Below are 16,209 nucleotides of genomic sequence, written 5' to 3' on the forward strand. Positions count from 1 at the left end.
CCCGCGGACCGCGAGTGCACGAAAGGGCAGCGGATGCCGCGGCATCCGCTCATCGACCGTCAGCGCGCGACTGCTCAGGCGACCCGCCCGATCCTTCGGCGATCAGCCGCCGTACACGTTGTGGTCGACGACGTGCATCGCACGGGCGGCGTCGGTGATGCTGCCCGAGAGCGACGGGTAGACGGCGAAGACGCGGGACACCTGGTCGACCGTGAGGCGACGCTCGACGGCGATCGCGATCGGGTAGATCAGTTCGGATGCGCGCGGTCCGACGATGACGCCGCCCACCACGGTGCCGCTGCCCTCACGGGCGATGAGCTTCACGAAGCCGTCCTTGATGCCCATCATCTTCGCGCGCGGATTGGCGGCGAGCGGCAGCTTGTGCACCACGGCGTCGATCAGGCCTTCGGCGATGTCCTTCTCCTGCCAGCCGATCGTCGCGATCTCGGGGGCGGTGAAGATGTTCGAGGTGATGCGGCGGCGCTCGAGTGGGATCACCACGTCGCCGAGCGCATGGAAGATCGCGGTGCGCCCCTGCATCGACGCGACCGATGCGAGCGGCACGAAGGTCGTGCAGTCACCGGCGGCGTAGATGTTCGGCACCGACGTGCGGGCGACGCGGTTGACCTGGATGTGACCAGAATCGGTCATCTGCACACCCGCCTGCTCGAGCCCGATTCCCGCGGTGTTGGGGATCGAGCCGACCGCGACGAGGCAGTGGCTGCCCTCGACGGTGCGTCCGTCGCTGAGGGTCACCAGTACGCTGTCGCCGAGGTTCTCGACCTTGTCGGCACGCGACTTCGACAGCAGCGTCATGCCGCCGCGCTTGAACACGCGTTCGAGCACGGCCGCGGCATCCGAATCCTCACCCGGAAGCACCTGGTCGCGGCTCGAGACGAGCGTGACCTTGGCGCCGAGGTTCATGTAGGCGCCGGCGAACTCGGCGCCCGTGACACCCGAGCCGACGACGATCAGGTGCTCGGGGATGGCCTTCATGTCGTAGAGCTGGGTCCACGTCAGGATGCGCACGCCGTCCGGCTTCGCCGTCGGCAGCTCGCGCGGGGACGAGCCGGTCGACACCAGGAGGGTGTCGGCCTCGATGCGGTCGAAGTCGGTGCCACCGGCGCCCGTCGAGACGACGACGGCGTTCTCGCCCTCGAGGCGGCCGTGCCCGGAGATGATCCGCACCCCCGCTTCGGCGAGGGAGGCGCGCATGTCGTCGGACTGCTGCCGCGCGAGCGACAGGAGGCGCCGGTTGACAGCGGCGAGGTTGATCGCGATCTCCGGCTTGAGCGGCTTGCCGTCCTTGCCCTTGGCGAACAGCTGCACGCCGAGGTCGCTCGCGCCCGCGATCGCCACGGCCGCGTCGGCGGTGGCGATCAGCGTCTTCGACGGAACGACGTCGGTGATCACCGCCGACCCGCCGATGCCCGCCCGTTCGACCACGGTCACCTCGGCTCCGAGCTGGGCGGCGGCCAGCGCCGCTTCGTAGCCGCCGGGGCCGCCACCGATGATCGCGACGCTCTGGGTGCGCTCGAAGCTCAAGGACATGGCATCCATTCTCTCCCGCGCGACGGCGTCGGCACGACACCCCGGCGGCCGCCCCCGGCTGGCCCTCGCCCCCGCCGCGCTCCTAGAGTGTCGGCATGTCTGACACCACCGGCAATCCCCTCGACGATCCCGCGGCCGACCCGTTCGAGGTCGCAGCCGCCGCAGCGGCCGACATCGCCCGCATCACCGGCGTCGAGCAGCACGACATCGCCCTCACCCTCGGCAGCGGCTGGGGCAAGGCAGCGGACCTCATCGGCGAGACCACCGCGACGTTCCCCGCGACCGAGGTCACCGGTTTCTCCCGGCCTGCCCTCGAAGGCCACGTCGGCACCCTGCGCAGCGTCGTCACCCCGAAGGGGCGCCGGGTGCTGGTGATCGGCGCGCGCACCCACTACTACGAGGGCCACGGTGTGCGCAGAGTCGTCCACAGCGTCCGAACCGCCGCCGCGACGGGCGCGCGCACGATGGTGCTCACCAACGGCGCCGGCGGCATCAAGCACACGTGGAAGCCCGGCACGCCGGTGCTCATCAGCGACCACATCAACCTCACCGGCGACTCACCGCTCGAGGGCGCCACGTTCATCGACCTGACCGACCTCTACTCGCTGCGGCTGCGCGATCTCGCACGGACGATCGATCCGTCCCTCGACGAGGGCGTGTACTGCCAGTTCCGCGGGCCGCAGTACGAGACACCCGCGGAAGTGCGCATGGCCAAGACGATCGGCGGGCACATCGTCGGCATGTCGACGGCGCTCGAGGCGATCGCCGCACGGCAGGCGGGCATGGAGGTGCTCGGCATGTCGCTCATCACGAACATGGCGGCCGGCATCCAGACCACGCCGCTCAGCCACCAGGAAGTCATCGACGCCGGCCGAGAGGCCGAGCCGGTGATCTCGTCGCTCCTCGCCCGCGTGGTGGGCGCGCTGTGAGCGACGAGGAGGCCCCGGCGGCCACACCGGACCGCCAGGAGCCCGCGCCCGCATCGGTGCCCGCCGGCGCCGCGGACGGGGCGTCGGTCCTCGACCGTGCTCGCGCGTGGCTCGCGCAGGACCCGGACGGCGAGACCCGCGCCGAGCTGCGCGCGCTGATCGCGGCGGCCGATTCCGGCGACGCGGCTGCGGCCGCCGACCTCGACGACCGCTTCGGCGCGCGACTCGCGTTCGGCACGGCGGGTCTGCGCGGCGAGCTGGGTGCGGGCAGCAACCGCATGAACCGCGTGCTGGTCGCGCAGGCCGCCGCCGGTCTGGCGGCGTACGTGCGCGAGAGGGCGGGCGAGGTCGAGAGCCCCACGGTCGTCGTCGGCTACGACGGGCGACGCAACTCGCACGTGTTCGCCCAGGACTCCGCCGAGATCTTCGCCGGGGCCGGGCTTCGCGCCATCCTCCTCCCGCGCCTGCTGCCCACGCCCGTGCTCGCCTACGCGGTGCGCCACCTCGGCGCCGCCGCCGGCGTGATGGTCACCGCGAGCCACAATCCTCCGAACGACAACGGCTACAAGGTCTACCTCGGCGGAGCGGACGACGGGTCGCAGATCGTCGCGCCCGCCGACGCCGACATCGCCGCGCACATCGAGCGCGTGGCCGAACTCGGGGACATCTCCACCCTGCCCCGCTCCCTCGGGTACGAGATCGCTCCTGAGTCGATCGTCGAGGACTACGTCGCGGCGACCGCCGCCGTCGCCCCCGCCCCCGCGGGCGCGTCGGGTCTCTCGTGGGTCTACACCGCGATGCACGGCGTCGGCTGGGAGACGTTCTCGCGCATCCTCGAGACGGCCGGATACCCGGCGCCCGAGCCGGTCACCGCGCAGATCGAGCCCGACAGCGCGTTCCCCACCGTGGCGTTCCCGAACCCCGAGGAGCCCGGCGCGATGGACCTCGCCTTCGAGCGCGCCCGTGAGGTCGGCGCCGAACTGATCATCGCCAACGACCCCGACGCCGACCGCCTCGCGGTCGCGCTGCCCGACACCTCCACCCCCGACGGCTGGCGCCGGCTTACCGGCAATCAGATCGGGCTGCTCCTCGGCTGGCGCGCGGCGCGCCTCGCGGCCGAGACCGGGGCCACCGAGGGCGCCTCGCTGGCGTGCTCGCTGGTGTCGTCTCCCGGGCTCGAGGTCGTCGCCCGGCACTACGGCCTGGACTTCCACTCGACCCTCACCGGGTTCAAGTGGATCTCGCGCGCGCCCGGCATCGTGTTCGGGTTCGAGGAAGCGCTCGGCTACCTCGTGAACCCCGAGACGGTGCGCGACAAGGACGGCATCTCCGCCGCGGTGGCCATGCTCGGCATGGTGTCGGAGGCCCGCGGCCGCGGCGCCTCGCTTGCCGACCTGCTCTCCGAGTTCGACGAGACCTTCGGCGCCTTCGCCAGCGACCAGATCTCGGTGCGGGTCGACGACGTGTCCACCATCGGCCGCATCATGGCGGCGCTGCGTGCCCAGCATCCGTCCGCCGTCGGCGACGTCGCGGTCGAGCGGATCGACGACCTGCTCGAGGGAGTCGACGATCTCCCCCGAGGCGATGTGCTGCGGCTGTGGCTCGTCGACGGATCGCGCGTGATCGTGCGACCGAGCGGCACGGAGCCCAAGCTGAAGCTGTACCTCGACGTGCGCGGAGACTCGTCGGGCGACGCGGCCGAGCGCATCACGGCACTCGCCGCGGGCGCGCGGCGACTGCTCGACGACCTCGGCGCCTGAGGCGCGCGCTGCAGGCCGCAGCGGCGATCCGTCCGCGGGTCCGCGCGCGCTGCGGGACGCGGGCCGCGCGTGTCCGGACCCCGTGCTAGAGTGCAGGTCGCGATATATCGTGAGCGCGTCGTCTTGCGGCGGGTGCATGCTATCGCCGGGGGATCGACGCTGACTCGAGGAGTGGTGATGGCCGTGGCGAACGGCGAGTACGAAGCGGATGCCGCGGCTGAGGCATCCGATCCCCCTCACTGGCTCCGCAAGGTCGTCCTGTTCCTGAGCGGCCAGACGATCAGCCTGCTGGGCTCGATGCTCGTGCAGTACGCCGTGTTCTGGTACCTCACGATCGAGTACCGGTCGGGCGTCTACATGATGCTCGCGGCGCTGTTCGGGTTCCTGCCACAGGCGGTGGTGTCGATCTTCGGCGGGGTGTGGGCCGACCGGCACAACCGCAAGTACCTCATCATGGGCGCCGACGCCGCGATCGCCCTGTCGACGCTCACGCTGGCCCTCATCATGATGACCGGATTCGACGCCGTATGGCTGCTGTTCGCGGTGATGGCGGTGCGCTCGGCAGGTGCGGGCATTCAGATGCCCGCCGTCGCTGCCCTGCTCCCCCAGATCACGCCCACGCGCAACCTGATCCGGGTGAACGGCGTGAACGGGTCGATCCAGTCGGCGATGGCGCTCCTCGCCCCGGCTGCGGCCGGCGCGATCTATGCATGGTCGTCAGCGGCGACGGGCGGCACCGCGGCGTCACTCATCCCCATCTTCTTCATCGACGTGGCGACCGCTGTGATCGGCATCGGAATCCTCGCCTTCATCTCGGTGGGAACGGTGCGCAAGGCGTCCGAGGTGCAGACCGGCTACTTCGCCGACCTCGTCGACGGCGTGCGGTACGTCGTGCACCACGCGTTCGTGCGCTGGCTGCTGATCGTCTTCGCGATCATCTTCGTGCTCACGGTGGCACCCTCGAACCTCACGCCGCTCATGCTCGTGCGCTCGTTCCCCGCGGGGGCCGAACAGGACGTCGTCAACCTCGCGGTGCTCGAGATCGCGTTCAGCGTCGGCATGATGCTCGGCGGCATCCTCGTCGCGTCGTTCTTCGCCAAGCGCAGCCGGATCGGGCTTATCGTCGTCTCGTCGCTCGTGTTCGGCGTGCTGTCGATCGGCCTCGGACTCGCGCCGAACGTGTGGATCTTCTTCGGCTTCATGTTCCTCGTGGGGCTCGCCGTACCGTTCTTCTCGACGCCGTCGATGACCCTCCTGCAGGAGACGGTCGAGCCCGAGCGGCAGGGGCGCGTGTTCGGGTTCATGGGCATCGTCATGGCCGTCGCGATGCCATTGGGCATGGTCGTCTTCGGGCCCCTCGCCGACGTCCTCCCGATCGAGCTGCTGCTGGTCGCGGCGGGCATCCTGACGTTCGTCGTGATCGGGCTCGCCGTGTGGCTTCCGGCCGGGCAGCGCGCGATCGCGGCGGCACGCGCTGCGTCGCAGGTGGCCGGGGGCGACCCCGCGGTGGCCGCGGCCGCGGTCGAAGAGGCGATGCACACCAAGGAGCCGTGAGCCGCGGCATCCCGCCCCGCGTCCTAGGCTCGGAGGATGCTCCTCACGCAGCCGACCACGCTCGAGAACGACCACGTCCGCCTGGAGCCGCTCAGCGCTGATCACGTCGCGGACCTCGCCGCCGCGGCGGTCAGGCTGGAGCACGCGTGGTACACGTCGGTTCCCATGCCGGACGAGGTTGCGGCCGACGTGGCGCAGCGCCTGCGGTGGCAGGACGAGGGGCACATGACGGCGTGGGCCGTGCGCAGGCTCGACACCGGCCGCGTGATCGGCGAGACGACGTTCTGCAACATCGACCAGGCCAACCGGCACGTCGAGATCGGCCACACATGGATCGGCCTCGAGGCCCAGCGCACGTTCGTGAACACGGCGTCGAAGCTGCTGCTGCTCGGGCACGCGTTCGAGGCGTGCGACGCGATCGCCGTCGAGTTCCGCACGCATTGGCACAACCGGCAGTCGCGCGCGGCGATCGCGCGCCTGGGCGCCAAACAGGACGGCGTGCTGCGCAATCACCGTCTCGGTCCTGACGGCACGCTGCGCGACACCGTGGTCTTCTCGATCCTGCCGACCGAGTGGCCCGCGGTGCGCCTCGGTCTCCAGGAGCGGCTGCGCGGCGGGTGACGCATGCCGCGGCCCTCGCGTCGCGGCCTTCGCCCCCGGCCTTCGGGCCCGCCCTTCGCTCCCGGCCCTCGCGCCCGCCCTTCCCCCCGCCCTTCGCCCCCGCCCCTCGCGTCCCTGCCTTCGCCCAGAACAGGAGGTCTGGCCGAGACAGGACGATTCCCGGCAGAACGTCCTGCGTGCGCCAGATCACCTGTTCTGGGCAACCCGGAAGACGAGCGGATGCCTGCGGCAACGGCTGCGCCGCGACGAGCGGATGCCGCGGCTCAGCCGTCGATGACGGCGACGAGCTCGTCGAGGAAGCCGCCGAAGTCGGCGGAGCGCCGGACGATCCGCTGCACGCTGTCGCGCTCGGAGAACACCTCGACGAACTGCTCGAACACCGTCTGGAACGCCTCGCGGTCGGTCTCGGAGAACGCCACCAGCGCCACGACCTGCACGCGCCCTTCGCCCCACGGAATCGAAGGGTCGGCGATGCCGATGGCGATCGAGGTGCGGGTCGCGGTCATCCCGAGCGCGTGGGGTACGGCCAGCGCGTCGGTGAACGCGGTCGACGACAGCTTCTCGCGCTCGATCGTGCGCTCGACATAGTCTTCGTCGATCACGCCCTGCGCGATGAGCGCGTCGCCGAGGAGACGGATGACGGCCTCCTCGCCTCCGGCCTCCCCCAGCCCATGCACGAAGGCCGACGGCGCGAAGTACCGCTCGAGCTCGGTGCGCAGCCGGGCGAGCCGCCGGCTGCGACGGATGCGGCCCGCGGCCGCCTGCACGCGCTCGATGTCGGCGTCCGTGAGGAACGGCTGGATCTTGACGATCCGCTCGCCCGGCACCGCCGGGTCGATCGTCGTGAGGACAAGGTCCGTGTCGATCGACGCCCAGTCGGGGTCGACGCGGGTCTCGACGCCGACGACCTCGATCGCCTGACCGAGAGACCGGTCGACGCTCGACCGCAGCAGCTCGTGCAGGTCGTAGTACCCGGGGCACACGATCGTCGCGGTGAGGAGCTGGTCTGCGCGCCGGCTGCGCTCGAGGCGGCCGCCGACGTGCATCGCGATGTAGGCGATCTCGTCGTCGGGCAGCGGGATGCCCAGGCGCTCCTGCAGGCGGCTGGCGATGAACACCGCCACCTCGAAGATCATCGGGTACGTCGACTTGAGCGACCGGGTGAGCGGGTTGCGCGACCACGCCTGCTCCCGGGCCCGGTGCTGCAGGTTCTGCACGTGCAGCGCGAGCCGCAGGATGAAGTCCTCGTGGGCGATGTCGACGAGGAACTCGGCCGACGCGGTGCCGACGACATCGCGCACCGCCGCCTCGACCTCGGGGTCCAGTCGTGATCGGGCGTGATCCGCCGGCGCCTCGGCCCCGGGCGCGACGACGCGCGTGAGGACCAGCGTCGCGAGATGCTGCAGGTCGCCCGACCCGAGCTCGACGCCGAGATGCTTCTCGGCGAGCCGGCCGAGCAGCGCGGCGACCTCCTCCTGCGCGGGCTTCGATCCGGCCGTCGGGCGCTCGAGGCCGCGGTCCTGCGACACCCGGTCGGCGGCGATCGCGATGTGCATCACGACGTCGGCGATCCCGAACTCGTTCACGAAGTAGCCCTGGGCGCCGAGCTCGGCGACGAGGTCGGCCTTGAACGGCCCGAAGGCAGCCGCACCCACGGAATCCTCGCCGAGTGTGCGGCGCAGGGCGACGATGTCGAACGATCCGGCGTCCATCTCGTCATGGGCCAGGCGGCTGAGCAGCCGCCGCTGCGCCATCTCGGTGCCGCGCAGCCGCGCGCGGGACGCGGAGCGCTCGAGGGTCAGCTCGGTTCCGCCGAGCAGGCCGCGCACGCGCGCGAGGTCGGCGTCGAGCGTGGCCGGGCTGACGTGCAGCCGGTCGGCGAACTCGAACGTGTCGACGCCCTCGGGGTCGTCAAGCAGTGCGCGCACGAGGGTGTGCAGGCGATCGCGCGGGGTGCCGGCATCCGTCCCCGTCGTCCGCTGTGCAGCCGCCGCATCCGCTCCCGCGCGATAGCCGAGCGACCCCGATTCGATCGCCGTGCCCGGTGCGACGCGCGCGTTCACCGCGGTCACATACGAGCGGATGCTGCGCGGCGTGACGCCGAGCGCATCGGCGAGGGTCGCGGCCGTCGCCCACTCTCCGTCGCGCAGGAGCAGGCCGAGCAGCCTGTCCTGTCGCGCTCTCGTCACGGGGGGGTCCTTGCTTCGACGGCGGGCCTCGGCGCCCGGGTTCTGCCAGTCAACCACGCGTCGCACGCGGGCGAGCCGCGCCGCCCGCATCCGCTCGATCTTTCCGCCCCTCCGGAAGAAGGACTGGTTGTCCGCTCCCAGGGAACTCACAAGAATGGCCACATGGAGGCGGGTCGATGAGGATCCTCGTGGTCTGCGGAGCGGGTGCGTCGAGCACCTTCGTCGCCCAGCGCGTGCGCCATGCGGCCCACGACGCCGGGTTCCCCTATTCCGCCTTCGCCGGCACCGAGCAGTCGCTTCCGATCGACCTCGACGCCGCGGATGTCGTGCTCATCGGTCCGCATCTGGCCCACGCGATGGAGCGCATCGAGCGGGATGCCGCGGCCCGGGGCACGACGGTGGTGCTGCTGCCGCCCGACATCTTCACCGACCTGGACGGCACACGGACGCTCGCTCTCGTCCGCGACGCGGTCGGACCCGCCGGGGGGCCGGCTCCGACCGCGGCGGGCACACCCGGGCCGGCCGCAGCACCCTCCTCCGCCGACCCGATCACCACCAGCGACTGACGACAGAGAGGTCACACCAATGCCATCCATCTCACGAACCGTCCGCATCGGCTCGTCCCATGGCCTGCACGCCCGGCCGGCGAAGCTCTTCGCGCAGGCGGCGAAAGAGGCGGGCATCCCCATCACTGTCGCCAAGGACTCCGGCAGTCCCGTCAACGCGGCGAGCATCCTCGGCGTCATCGCGCTCGGCGTCGAGCAGGGCGACTACGTCACGCTGACGGCCGACGGCGACGGCGCCGAGGCTGCGCTCGACACCCTCGCCGAGCTCCTGACCACCGACCACGACGCGGCCTGAACCATGACCGAGCTGCGTGGAGTGGGAATCGGCCTCGGCGTCGCCCAGGGGCCGGTGGCCCGCATGGCCGAGCCGCTGCCGGCGCCGAGCGATGCGCCGAGCACGATGACTGCCGATGACGAGAAGGCGCGCGTCACAGAGGCGGTCGCCGCGGTCGCCCGCGAGCTGGAGCAGCGCGGTGCGCAGGCCGGCGGTGCCGCGCAGGACGTGCTCGAGGCGCAGGCCATGATGGCCGAGGACCCGAGCCTCGCCGACGAGGTCGCCTCGCGGATCGACCAGGGAAAGACCGCAGAGTTCGCTGTCTTCGACGCGTTCGCCTCGTTCCGCGACCAGCTCACGGCGCTCGGCGGCTACCTCGGCGAGCGCGCCGCCGACCTCGACGACGTCGCCCAGCGGGTGATCGCCCGGCTGCGGGGCGAACCGGCTCCGGGAGTGCCCGATCCAGGGCATCCGTTCGTCCTGGTCGCCAAGGATCTCGCGCCCGCCGACACCGCCCTCCTCGACCTCGACAAGGTGCTCGCGCTCGTCACGAGCGAAGGCGGTCCGACCTCGCACACCGCCATCCTGGCGCGCGAGAAGTCGATCGTCGCCGTGGTCGGCGCGGTCGACGCGAGCGGCCTGCGCGAGGGCGAGACGGTGATCGTGGATGCCGCCTCCGGCGTCGTCACAACCGACCCGACGCCGGACGAGCTCGAGCGCGCGCAGCGCCGCGCCGACGACCGCGCGGCGGCGTCATCGGCGCCGATCACCGATGGCGCGCTGGCGGACGGGACGCCGATCCCGCTGCTGGCCAACCTCGGCAAGCCGGAGGGTGCGGCGGACGCCGTCGCTCTCGGCGCCGAGGGGGTCGGCCTGTTCCGCACCGAGTTCCTGTTCCTCAGTTCGGCGCAGGCGCCGACCGTGGAGCAGCAGCGGGAGGCCTACATGCAGCTCCTCTCCGCCTTCCCGGGCAAGAAGGTCGTCGTGCGCGTGCTCGATGCCGGCGCCGACAAGCCGCTCGCCTTCCTCAACGACGCGCACGAGGAGAACCCCGCACTGGGGCTGCGCGGCATCCGTGCGCTGCGCGCAAGCGAAGACATCCTGCGGGAGCAGCTGACAGCGCTGGCGGAAGCGGATGCCGCGACCCGGCAGACGCCCGAAGGGCCGGCCGACCTGTGGGTCATGGCCCCCATGGTGGCCACGTTCGAGGAGGCCGTGTACTTCACCGACCTCGCGCACGACTACGGCATCAGGACGGCGGGCGTGATGGTCGAGGTGCCGTCCTCGGCGCTCCTCGCCGACCGAATCCTCGCCCACACCGACTTCGCCTCGATCGGCACCAACGACCTCACGCAGTACACGATGGCCGCCGACCGGCTGCTCGGCTCGGTCGCCTCGCTCCAGGACCCGTGGCACCCTGCCGTGCTGCGACTGATCCGCGAGGTCGGCGACGCCGGTCGTGTCCACGGAAAGCCCGTCGGCATCTGCGGCGAGGCCGCCGCCGACCCGCTCCTCGCGGTCGTGCTGGTCGGCCTCGGCGCGACCAGCCTCTCCATGGCCCCCACGGCGCTCGCCGACGTGCGGGCCACCCTGCTCCAGCACTCCCTCGACGATGCGCGTGTCATCGCCGAGGCCGCCCTCGCCGCGAACGATGCGGCATCCGCCCGAACCGCGGCGCAGGCCGCGGCCACCCGATAGGCCGCACGCGCGGTCGCCTGAACGACAAGGGAGACACAGCAATGACGACGACGTCAGCGCCCGCATCGGGCATGAGCAAGGCGAGAGTGGGGGTCCAGCGCTTCGGCACCTTCCTCTCCGGCATGATCATGCCCAACATCGCGGCCTTCATCGCATGGGGATTCATCACCATGCTCTTCATCCCCGCCGGGTTCTTCGGCGTGGACAGCCCGTTCGGTTGGCACTGGTATCCGGTCTCCGAGATCATCGGCGGCGGCGGCGACCAGGCGATCATCGGCTGGCAGGGGTCCATGGTGGCTCTCGCCGAGGCCGACGGAGCGACCTTCCTGGCGTACGTGGGTCTGGTCGGGCCCATGGTCACCTACCTGCTGCCGCTCCTCATCGCCAACACCGGAGGCCGGATGGTCTACGGCGAGCGCGGTGGCGTCGTCGCCACGATCGCAACCGTCGGCGTCATCGTCGGCACCAACATCCCGATGTTCCTCGGCGCGATGATCATGGGGCCGTTCGCGGCGCTGGTCACCAAGTGGATGGACCGCATCTGGGACGGCAAGATCAAGCCCGGCTTCGAGATGCTGGTGAACAACTTCTCCGCGGGCATCCTCGGCATGCTCCTTGCGATCGTCGGGTTCTTCGCCTTCGGCCCGGTGATGCTCGGCATCAGCGCCGTCCTGGGCGGTGCGGTCGGCTGGCTGGTCGAGTTCAACCTGCTGCCGCTCGTCTCGATCATCGTGGAGCCGGCGAAGGTGCTGTTCCTCAACAACGCGATCAACCACGGCGTGTTCACACCGCTCGGCATCGAGCAGGCTGCGGAGACCGGCAAGTCGATCCTCTTCCTCATCGAGGCGAACCCCGGGCCCGGCCTCGGGCTGCTGCTCGCGTTCACCTTCTTCGGAGTGGGCGCAGCGAAGGCATCGGCTCCCGGCGCGATCATCATCCAGTTCTTCGGCGGCATCCACGAGATCTACTTCCCGTACGCGCTGAGCAAGCCGATGACGATCCTCGCCCTGATCGCGGGCGGCGCTACCGGCGTCACGACGAACATGCTGCTGGGAGGTGGACTCGCGTTCCCGGCGGCCCCGGGCAGCATCATCGCGGTGACCGCCGCAGCGATCGGGCCCGGCATCGGCAACCTCCTGGTGGTCTACCTCTCGGTCGCCCTCGCGGCCACGGTGACCTTCCTGGTCGCCGGCGTCATCCTGCGGGCGTCACGCAAGCGCGACCTCCTCGCCGAGGCCGACACGTTCGGCGCCGCGATCAGCCAGACCGAGGCGAACAAGGGCAAGTCGTCGGCGGCACTCGACGCTCTGCGTGCGTCGGACGGCAAGGACCGCGAAGCGGTGCGCGAGGCCGAGGAGACCGTCGACAAGCTGGAGACCGAGGCCGAGACTGCGGGTGTCGCTGATGGCGGTGTGCTCACCACCAAGCGCGTGCGCAACATCGTGTTCGCGTGCGACGCGGGCATGGGCTCGTCGGCGATGGGCGCGAGCGTGCTGCGCAACAAGATCAAGAAGGCGGGCATCGAGGACGTCACGGTCGTCAACAAGGCGATCGCCAACCTGGATGCCTCGGCCGACCTGGTCATCACGCAGAACCAGCTCACCGACCGCGCGCGCAAGCAGACGCCCAACGCGGTGCACGTGTCAGTGGACAACTTCATGAACTCGCCCAAGTACGACGAGGTCGTGGACCTCGTGCGTGACCAGCACCAGGATGGGGTCTGAGGGCGCGTAGGCGGCTGCGGAGCCGGGCGGCGGGATGCCCCCGGCTCCGTGGTCTTCGATGAGAAGCATCCGTACCACCACGAAAGGCAACGAAATGGCACGTGACGTACTGAGCATCGGACAGGTGCGGATCCACCGCGGGAGCGCGACGCGCGAGGACGCGATGAAGGAGGCAGCCGACATCCTCGAGTCCGCGGGTGCCGTCACGAGCGCATACTTCGACGCGATGCAGCAGCGCGAGCAGACGGTGTCGACGTACATGGGCAACGAGCTCGCGATCCCCCACGGCACGAACGAGACCAAGCACACGATCCTCGATTCGGCGCTGTCGGTCGTCCGCTACGACGGCGGCGTCGACTGGGACGGCGAGCCGGTGACGTTCGTGATCGGCATCGCCGGGAAGGGCGACGAGCACCTCGAGATCCTGTCGCAGATCGCGATACTCTTCTCCGACGAGGACGAGGTGCAGAAGCTCAAAGAGGCGCAGACGCCCGAGGAGCTGTTCGCGCTGGTCTCCGCCGCGGGCGTGTGATGAAGGCCGTCCACTTCGGAGCCGGCAACATCGGCCGCGGGTTCGTCGGGCTGCTGCTGCACGAGGGCGGCTATGAACTCGTCTTCTCCGACGTCGCAGCCCCGCTCGTCGACGCCATCAACGCCGTCGACTCCTACACCGTCCACGAAGTGGGTGATGGGGGCGCGCGTCAGCAAGCCGGGGGTGTGGGGCGAAGCCCCATTGGGAGCCACGACACGGTCGTCACCGGCTTCCGGGCGATCAACAGCGCCGAGCATCCGGACGAGGTGATCGAGGAGATCGCCTCGGCGAACGTCGTCACGACGGCGGTCGGGCCGACGATCCTGAAGTTCGTCGCCCCGCACATCGTGGCCGGGCTCGCCCTGCGCGACCCCTCGTCTCCGCCGTTGCAGATCATGGCGTGCGAGAACGCGATCAACGCCACCGACGTGCTGCGCGACCTCATGCGGGAGTCCGCGGGCGACGCATGGGAGGCCCTCACCGCTCGCGCGGTGTTCGCGAACACCGCGGTCGACCGCATCGTCCCCGCCCAGCCGGAGGGCGCCGGCGTCGACGTCACCGTCGAGCCCTTCTACGAGTGGGCGATCGAGCGCCCGCCTTTCGGCGACGAGCCGCCCGTCATTCCCGGTGCGCACTTCGTCGACGACCTCGCACCGTACATCGAGCGGAAGCTCTTCACGGTGAACACCGGGCACGCCGCGACGGCGTACTTCGGCGCCCGGGCGGGCATCGACACGATCGCGGCGGCATTGTCCGACGAGGCCATCGCCGCGCGCGTCGCCGCCGCGCTCGAGGAGACCTCCGCGCTGCTGGAGGCCAAGCACGGCCTCGATGCCGCCGACCTGGCGAGCTACCGCGCGACGATCCTGGGCCGCTTCCGCAACGCGGCGCTGCCCGACACGGTGTGGCGGGTCGGACGCCAGCCGCTGCGCAAGCTCTCCCGGCATGAGCGCTTCGTCGGGCCCGCAGCTGAGGCGGCCGAGCGCGGCCTGTCGGTGAACGCCCTCGTCGCTGCGATGGGCGCCCTGCTGGCGTTCGACGACAGCGAGGATCCGCAGTCGGTGGATCTGCAGCGGATGCTGCGTGAGCAGGATGCCGCGAGCTTCACCGCAGCGGCGACCGGCCTCGAGCCGCAGCATCCGCTCTTCGCGAAGGTCGTCGCCGTCGTGGAGGCTCGACAGGCGGAGATCCGCGCGGACTGAGAAGGCACGCCGACGCACCTCTGCCCGCGCAGCGCGGAGGGTACCCGCGCGCGATTACGCTCTTGTGGTGACCGCTTCGTCCTCGCCCGATTCCCCCGCCGCCCCCTCCAGGACACCACGCTCGCGCCGGCGCGGGCTGCGAGTGCTGTGGCGGATCCTCGGGTCGGTCGGCGCCCTGCTCCTGCTCGCCGTCGTCGGCATCCTGATCTGGAGCCAAGTCGGAGTCATGGCGGCCGAGCCGGAGCCGCTCGCAGAAGTGAGAGCGAACGCCGCGATCGAGATCACCGACACGTCGGGCGCGATCGTCATGGAGCCCGCCGTCGGCGCGTCCGACACGGGACTCGTCTTCGTCCCCGGCGCGAAGGTCGATCCTTGGGCGTACGCGAACAACCTCGCGGGCGTGGTCGAGGACGCGAACGTCACCGTGGTGATCACGAAGCCGTGGCTGAACCTCGCGTTCTTCGACCTGCGGCCGCTGTCGGCGTTCACCGAGCTCGTGCCCGGGATCGACACGTGGGCGGTGGGTGGCCACTCGCTCGGCGGCGTGCGCGCCTGCCAGCTCGCGACCGATGCCGAGGCTCTCGTGCTGTTCGGCTCGTACTGCGCGAACGACCTGTCCGACTCCGGGCTTCCCGTGATCAGCATCGCAGGAAGCGAGGACGGCCTCTCCACTCCGGAGAAGATCGCCGGCGCCCAGCCGCTCCTGCCCGAGGACGCACGCATGGAGGTCATCGACGGCGCCAGCCACGCGTCCTTCGGCGACTACGGCCCGCAGGCAGGAGACGGCGCGCCCACGATCTCGGACGCAGAGATGGATGCCGCATTGTCGGCGCTGCTGGTGTCGTTCGCGGAGGAGCTCGCGCAGTGACGCTCGTCCTCGCGTGCTCCGCCGCGTTCGTCTCGGCCGTCATCCAGCGCATCACGGGGCTGGGCTTCGTCCTGGTGCTGGTCGGGCCGATCGTGCTGCTCTACGGCCCGCTCGAGGGCGTGACGATCGGCGTGCTGCTCGCGCTCGTCGCGTCGCTCACGGCCATCCCTCTGGTGTGGAAGCAGATCGAATGGCGTCGCGCCTGGTGGCTCATCTGGCCCGGGCTGCTCGCCGCTCCGTTCGGCGCCCTCCTCGTGCGCGTCCTTCCCGAGCCGGCACTCCTCCTGCTCATCGCCGCCATGGCGTACTTCGCCCTGCTCGCCGGCCGGATGCCGGCGCTGTCGGCCCCGCTGCGGGGGCGGACGGGCGCCGTCGTCGCGGGTTCGGCGGCGGGGTTCATGCACGTCGCGAGCGGTCTGTCCGGCCCTCCGCTCGCCGCGTACGCGGTCGGCGACGGGTGGCCTCAACGCCGGTTCGCCGCGAGTGTGCAGGTGATCTTCGCCGTGTTCAGCGGCGTCTCTGTCGCGCTGCGCGGGCTGCCGGCATCCCCCGTCCCCGATGTCTGGACGCTCGTTGCCGCCACGGCCGGCGGGATCGCGATCGGAACGATTCTGAGTCGGCACGTCGCACCGGGCATCGCGCGGAGGGCGATGCTCGCCATCGCGTGGGCAGGCGCCACGGTGGTGCTCGTGCGCGGCATCCTGGCACTGTTGTCGTAACGGCATCGCCGCTGATCGGATC

14 protein-coding genes are annotated in these 16,209 nt (G+C 70.9%); 12 read left to right on the forward strand and 2 right to left on the reverse strand.

Annotated elements, in window-relative coordinates:
* Nucleotides 1-102: 102 nt before the first annotated feature.
* Nucleotides 103-1,551, reverse strand: a complete 1,449-nt coding sequence (locus tag MK786_RS11605; protein ID WP_374200469.1) for an NAD(P)H-quinone dehydrogenase — start codon at nucleotides 1,549-1,551, stop codon at nucleotides 103-105.
* Nucleotides 1,552-1,646: 95 nt separating this feature from the next.
* On the opposite strand from MK786_RS11605, the gene MK786_RS11610 reads away from it, so the two are divergent.
* From MK786_RS11610 to MK786_RS11625, 4 genes are all read left to right on the forward strand, one after another.
* Nucleotides 1,647-2,480: a purine-nucleoside phosphorylase gene (locus tag MK786_RS11610; RefSeq protein ID WP_241112396.1), complete on the forward strand. Its 834-nt coding sequence runs from the start codon at nucleotides 1,647-1,649 to the stop codon at nucleotides 2,478-2,480.
* Between the two features lie 56 nt (nucleotides 2,481-2,536).
* Nucleotides 2,537-4,240 carry a phospho-sugar mutase gene (locus MK786_RS11615; RefSeq protein WP_241112475.1) on the forward strand — a complete coding sequence of 568 codons (1,704 nt, stop codon included), beginning with the start codon at nucleotides 2,537-2,539 and terminating at the stop codon, nucleotides 4,238-4,240.
* A gap of 177 nt (nucleotides 4,241-4,417) precedes the next feature.
* A complete protein-coding gene (locus MK786_RS11620) occupies nucleotides 4,418-5,794 on the forward strand; it encodes an MFS transporter (RefSeq protein WP_241112397.1) in 1,377 nt (458 codons plus the stop codon).
* Between the two features lie 36 nt (nucleotides 5,795-5,830).
* Nucleotides 5,831-6,415: a GNAT family N-acetyltransferase gene (locus tag MK786_RS11625; RefSeq protein ID WP_241112398.1), complete on the forward strand. Its 585-nt coding sequence runs from the start codon at nucleotides 5,831-5,833 to the stop codon at nucleotides 6,413-6,415.
* 263 nt (nucleotides 6,416-6,678) lie between these two features.
* Here the strand turns inward: MK786_RS11625 and MK786_RS11630 are convergent, their stop codons facing one another.
* Complete coding sequence (locus tag MK786_RS11630; RefSeq protein ID WP_241112399.1) at nucleotides 6,679-8,604, reverse strand: transcription antiterminator; 1,926 nt, start codon at nucleotides 8,602-8,604, stop codon at nucleotides 6,679-6,681.
* A gap of 176 nt (nucleotides 8,605-8,780) precedes the next feature.
* Here MK786_RS11630 and MK786_RS11635 point away from each other — a divergent pair, with 176 nt between their 5' ends.
* The 8 genes from MK786_RS11635 (at nucleotide 8,781) to MK786_RS11670 (ending at nucleotide 16,187) form a co-directional block, all read left to right on the forward strand.
* A complete protein-coding gene (locus MK786_RS11635) occupies nucleotides 8,781-9,170 on the forward strand; it encodes a PTS sugar transporter (RefSeq protein ID WP_241112400.1) in 390 nt (129 codons plus the stop codon).
* A gap of 19 nt (nucleotides 9,171-9,189) precedes the next feature.
* Nucleotides 9,190-9,465, forward strand: coding sequence for an HPr family phosphocarrier protein (locus MK786_RS11640; protein ID WP_241112401.1), 276 nt, complete (start codon nucleotides 9,190-9,192; stop codon nucleotides 9,463-9,465).
* A 3-nt stretch (nucleotides 9,466-9,468) separates the two neighbouring features.
* On the forward strand, nucleotides 9,469-11,142 hold the full coding sequence (ptsP, locus tag MK786_RS11645; RefSeq protein WP_241112402.1) for a phosphoenolpyruvate--protein phosphotransferase: 1,674 nt from the start codon (nucleotides 9,469-9,471) through the stop codon (nucleotides 11,140-11,142).
* Nucleotides 11,143-11,183: 41 nt separating this feature from the next.
* The gene (locus tag MK786_RS11650) at nucleotides 11,184-12,866 is read left to right on the forward strand and encodes a PTS mannitol transporter subunit IICB (RefSeq protein ID WP_241112403.1); all 1,683 of its coding nucleotides are present in this window, start codon (nucleotides 11,184-11,186) and stop codon (nucleotides 12,864-12,866) included.
* A gap of 94 nt (nucleotides 12,867-12,960) precedes the next feature.
* On the forward strand, nucleotides 12,961-13,398 hold the full coding sequence (locus MK786_RS11655) for a PTS sugar transporter subunit IIA (protein WP_241112404.1): 438 nt from the start codon (nucleotides 12,961-12,963) through the stop codon (nucleotides 13,396-13,398).
* A complete protein-coding gene (locus tag MK786_RS11660) occupies nucleotides 13,398-14,600 on the forward strand; it encodes a mannitol-1-phosphate 5-dehydrogenase (protein ID WP_241112405.1) in 1,203 nt (400 codons plus the stop codon). Before MK786_RS11655 ends, MK786_RS11660 begins: the two co-directional genes overlap by 1 nt.
* 67 nt (nucleotides 14,601-14,667) lie before the next feature.
* Entirely contained in the window at nucleotides 14,668-15,468 is an 801-nt protein-coding gene (locus tag MK786_RS11665) for an alpha/beta hydrolase (protein ID WP_241112406.1), read from the forward strand.
* Nucleotides 15,465-16,187, forward strand: coding sequence for a TSUP family transporter (locus MK786_RS11670; RefSeq protein WP_241112407.1), 723 nt, complete (start codon nucleotides 15,465-15,467; stop codon nucleotides 16,185-16,187). The genes MK786_RS11665 and MK786_RS11670 overlap by 4 nt, the downstream gene beginning before the upstream one ends.
* The last annotated feature ends 22 nt before the right edge of the window (nucleotides 16,188-16,209 follow it).

This window comes from Microbacterium sp. CFH 31415 (assembly GCF_022538185.1).
In the GTDB taxonomy this organism is placed as follows: domain Bacteria; phylum Actinomycetota; class Actinomycetes; order Actinomycetales; family Microbacteriaceae; genus Microbacterium.

Excerpts from the sequence above, each read along its gene's own strand:
- MK786_RS11610 (WP_241112396.1), top strand. The coding sequence starts at position 1,647 with ATGTCTGACACCACCGGCAATCCCCTCGACGATCCCGCGGCCGACCCG.
- MK786_RS11640 (WP_241112401.1), top strand. The coding sequence starts at position 9,190 with ATGCCATCCATCTCACGAACCGTCCGCATCGGCTCGTCCCATGGCCTG.
- MK786_RS11620 (WP_241112397.1), top strand. The coding sequence starts at position 4,418 with ATGGCCGTGGCGAACGGCGAGTACGAAGCGGATGCCGCGGCTGAGGCA.
- ptsP (WP_241112402.1), top strand. The coding sequence starts at position 9,469 with ATGACCGAGCTGCGTGGAGTGGGAATCGGCCTCGGCGTCGCCCAGGGG.
- MK786_RS11650 (WP_241112403.1), top strand. The coding sequence starts at position 11,184 with ATGACGACGACGTCAGCGCCCGCATCGGGCATGAGCAAGGCGAGAGTG.
- MK786_RS11655 (WP_241112404.1), top strand. The coding sequence starts at position 12,961 with ATGGCACGTGACGTACTGAGCATCGGACAGGTGCGGATCCACCGCGGG.
- MK786_RS11625 (WP_241112398.1), top strand. The coding sequence starts at position 5,831 with ATGCTCCTCACGCAGCCGACCACGCTCGAGAACGACCACGTCCGCCTG.
- MK786_RS11635 (WP_241112400.1), top strand. The coding sequence starts at position 8,781 with ATGAGGATCCTCGTGGTCTGCGGAGCGGGTGCGTCGAGCACCTTCGTC.
- MK786_RS11605 (WP_374200469.1), bottom strand. The coding sequence starts at position 1,551 with ATGTCCTTGAGCTTCGAGCGCACCCAGAGCGTCGCGATCATCGGTGGC.
- MK786_RS11660 (WP_241112405.1), top strand. The coding sequence starts at position 13,398 with ATGAAGGCCGTCCACTTCGGAGCCGGCAACATCGGCCGCGGGTTCGTC.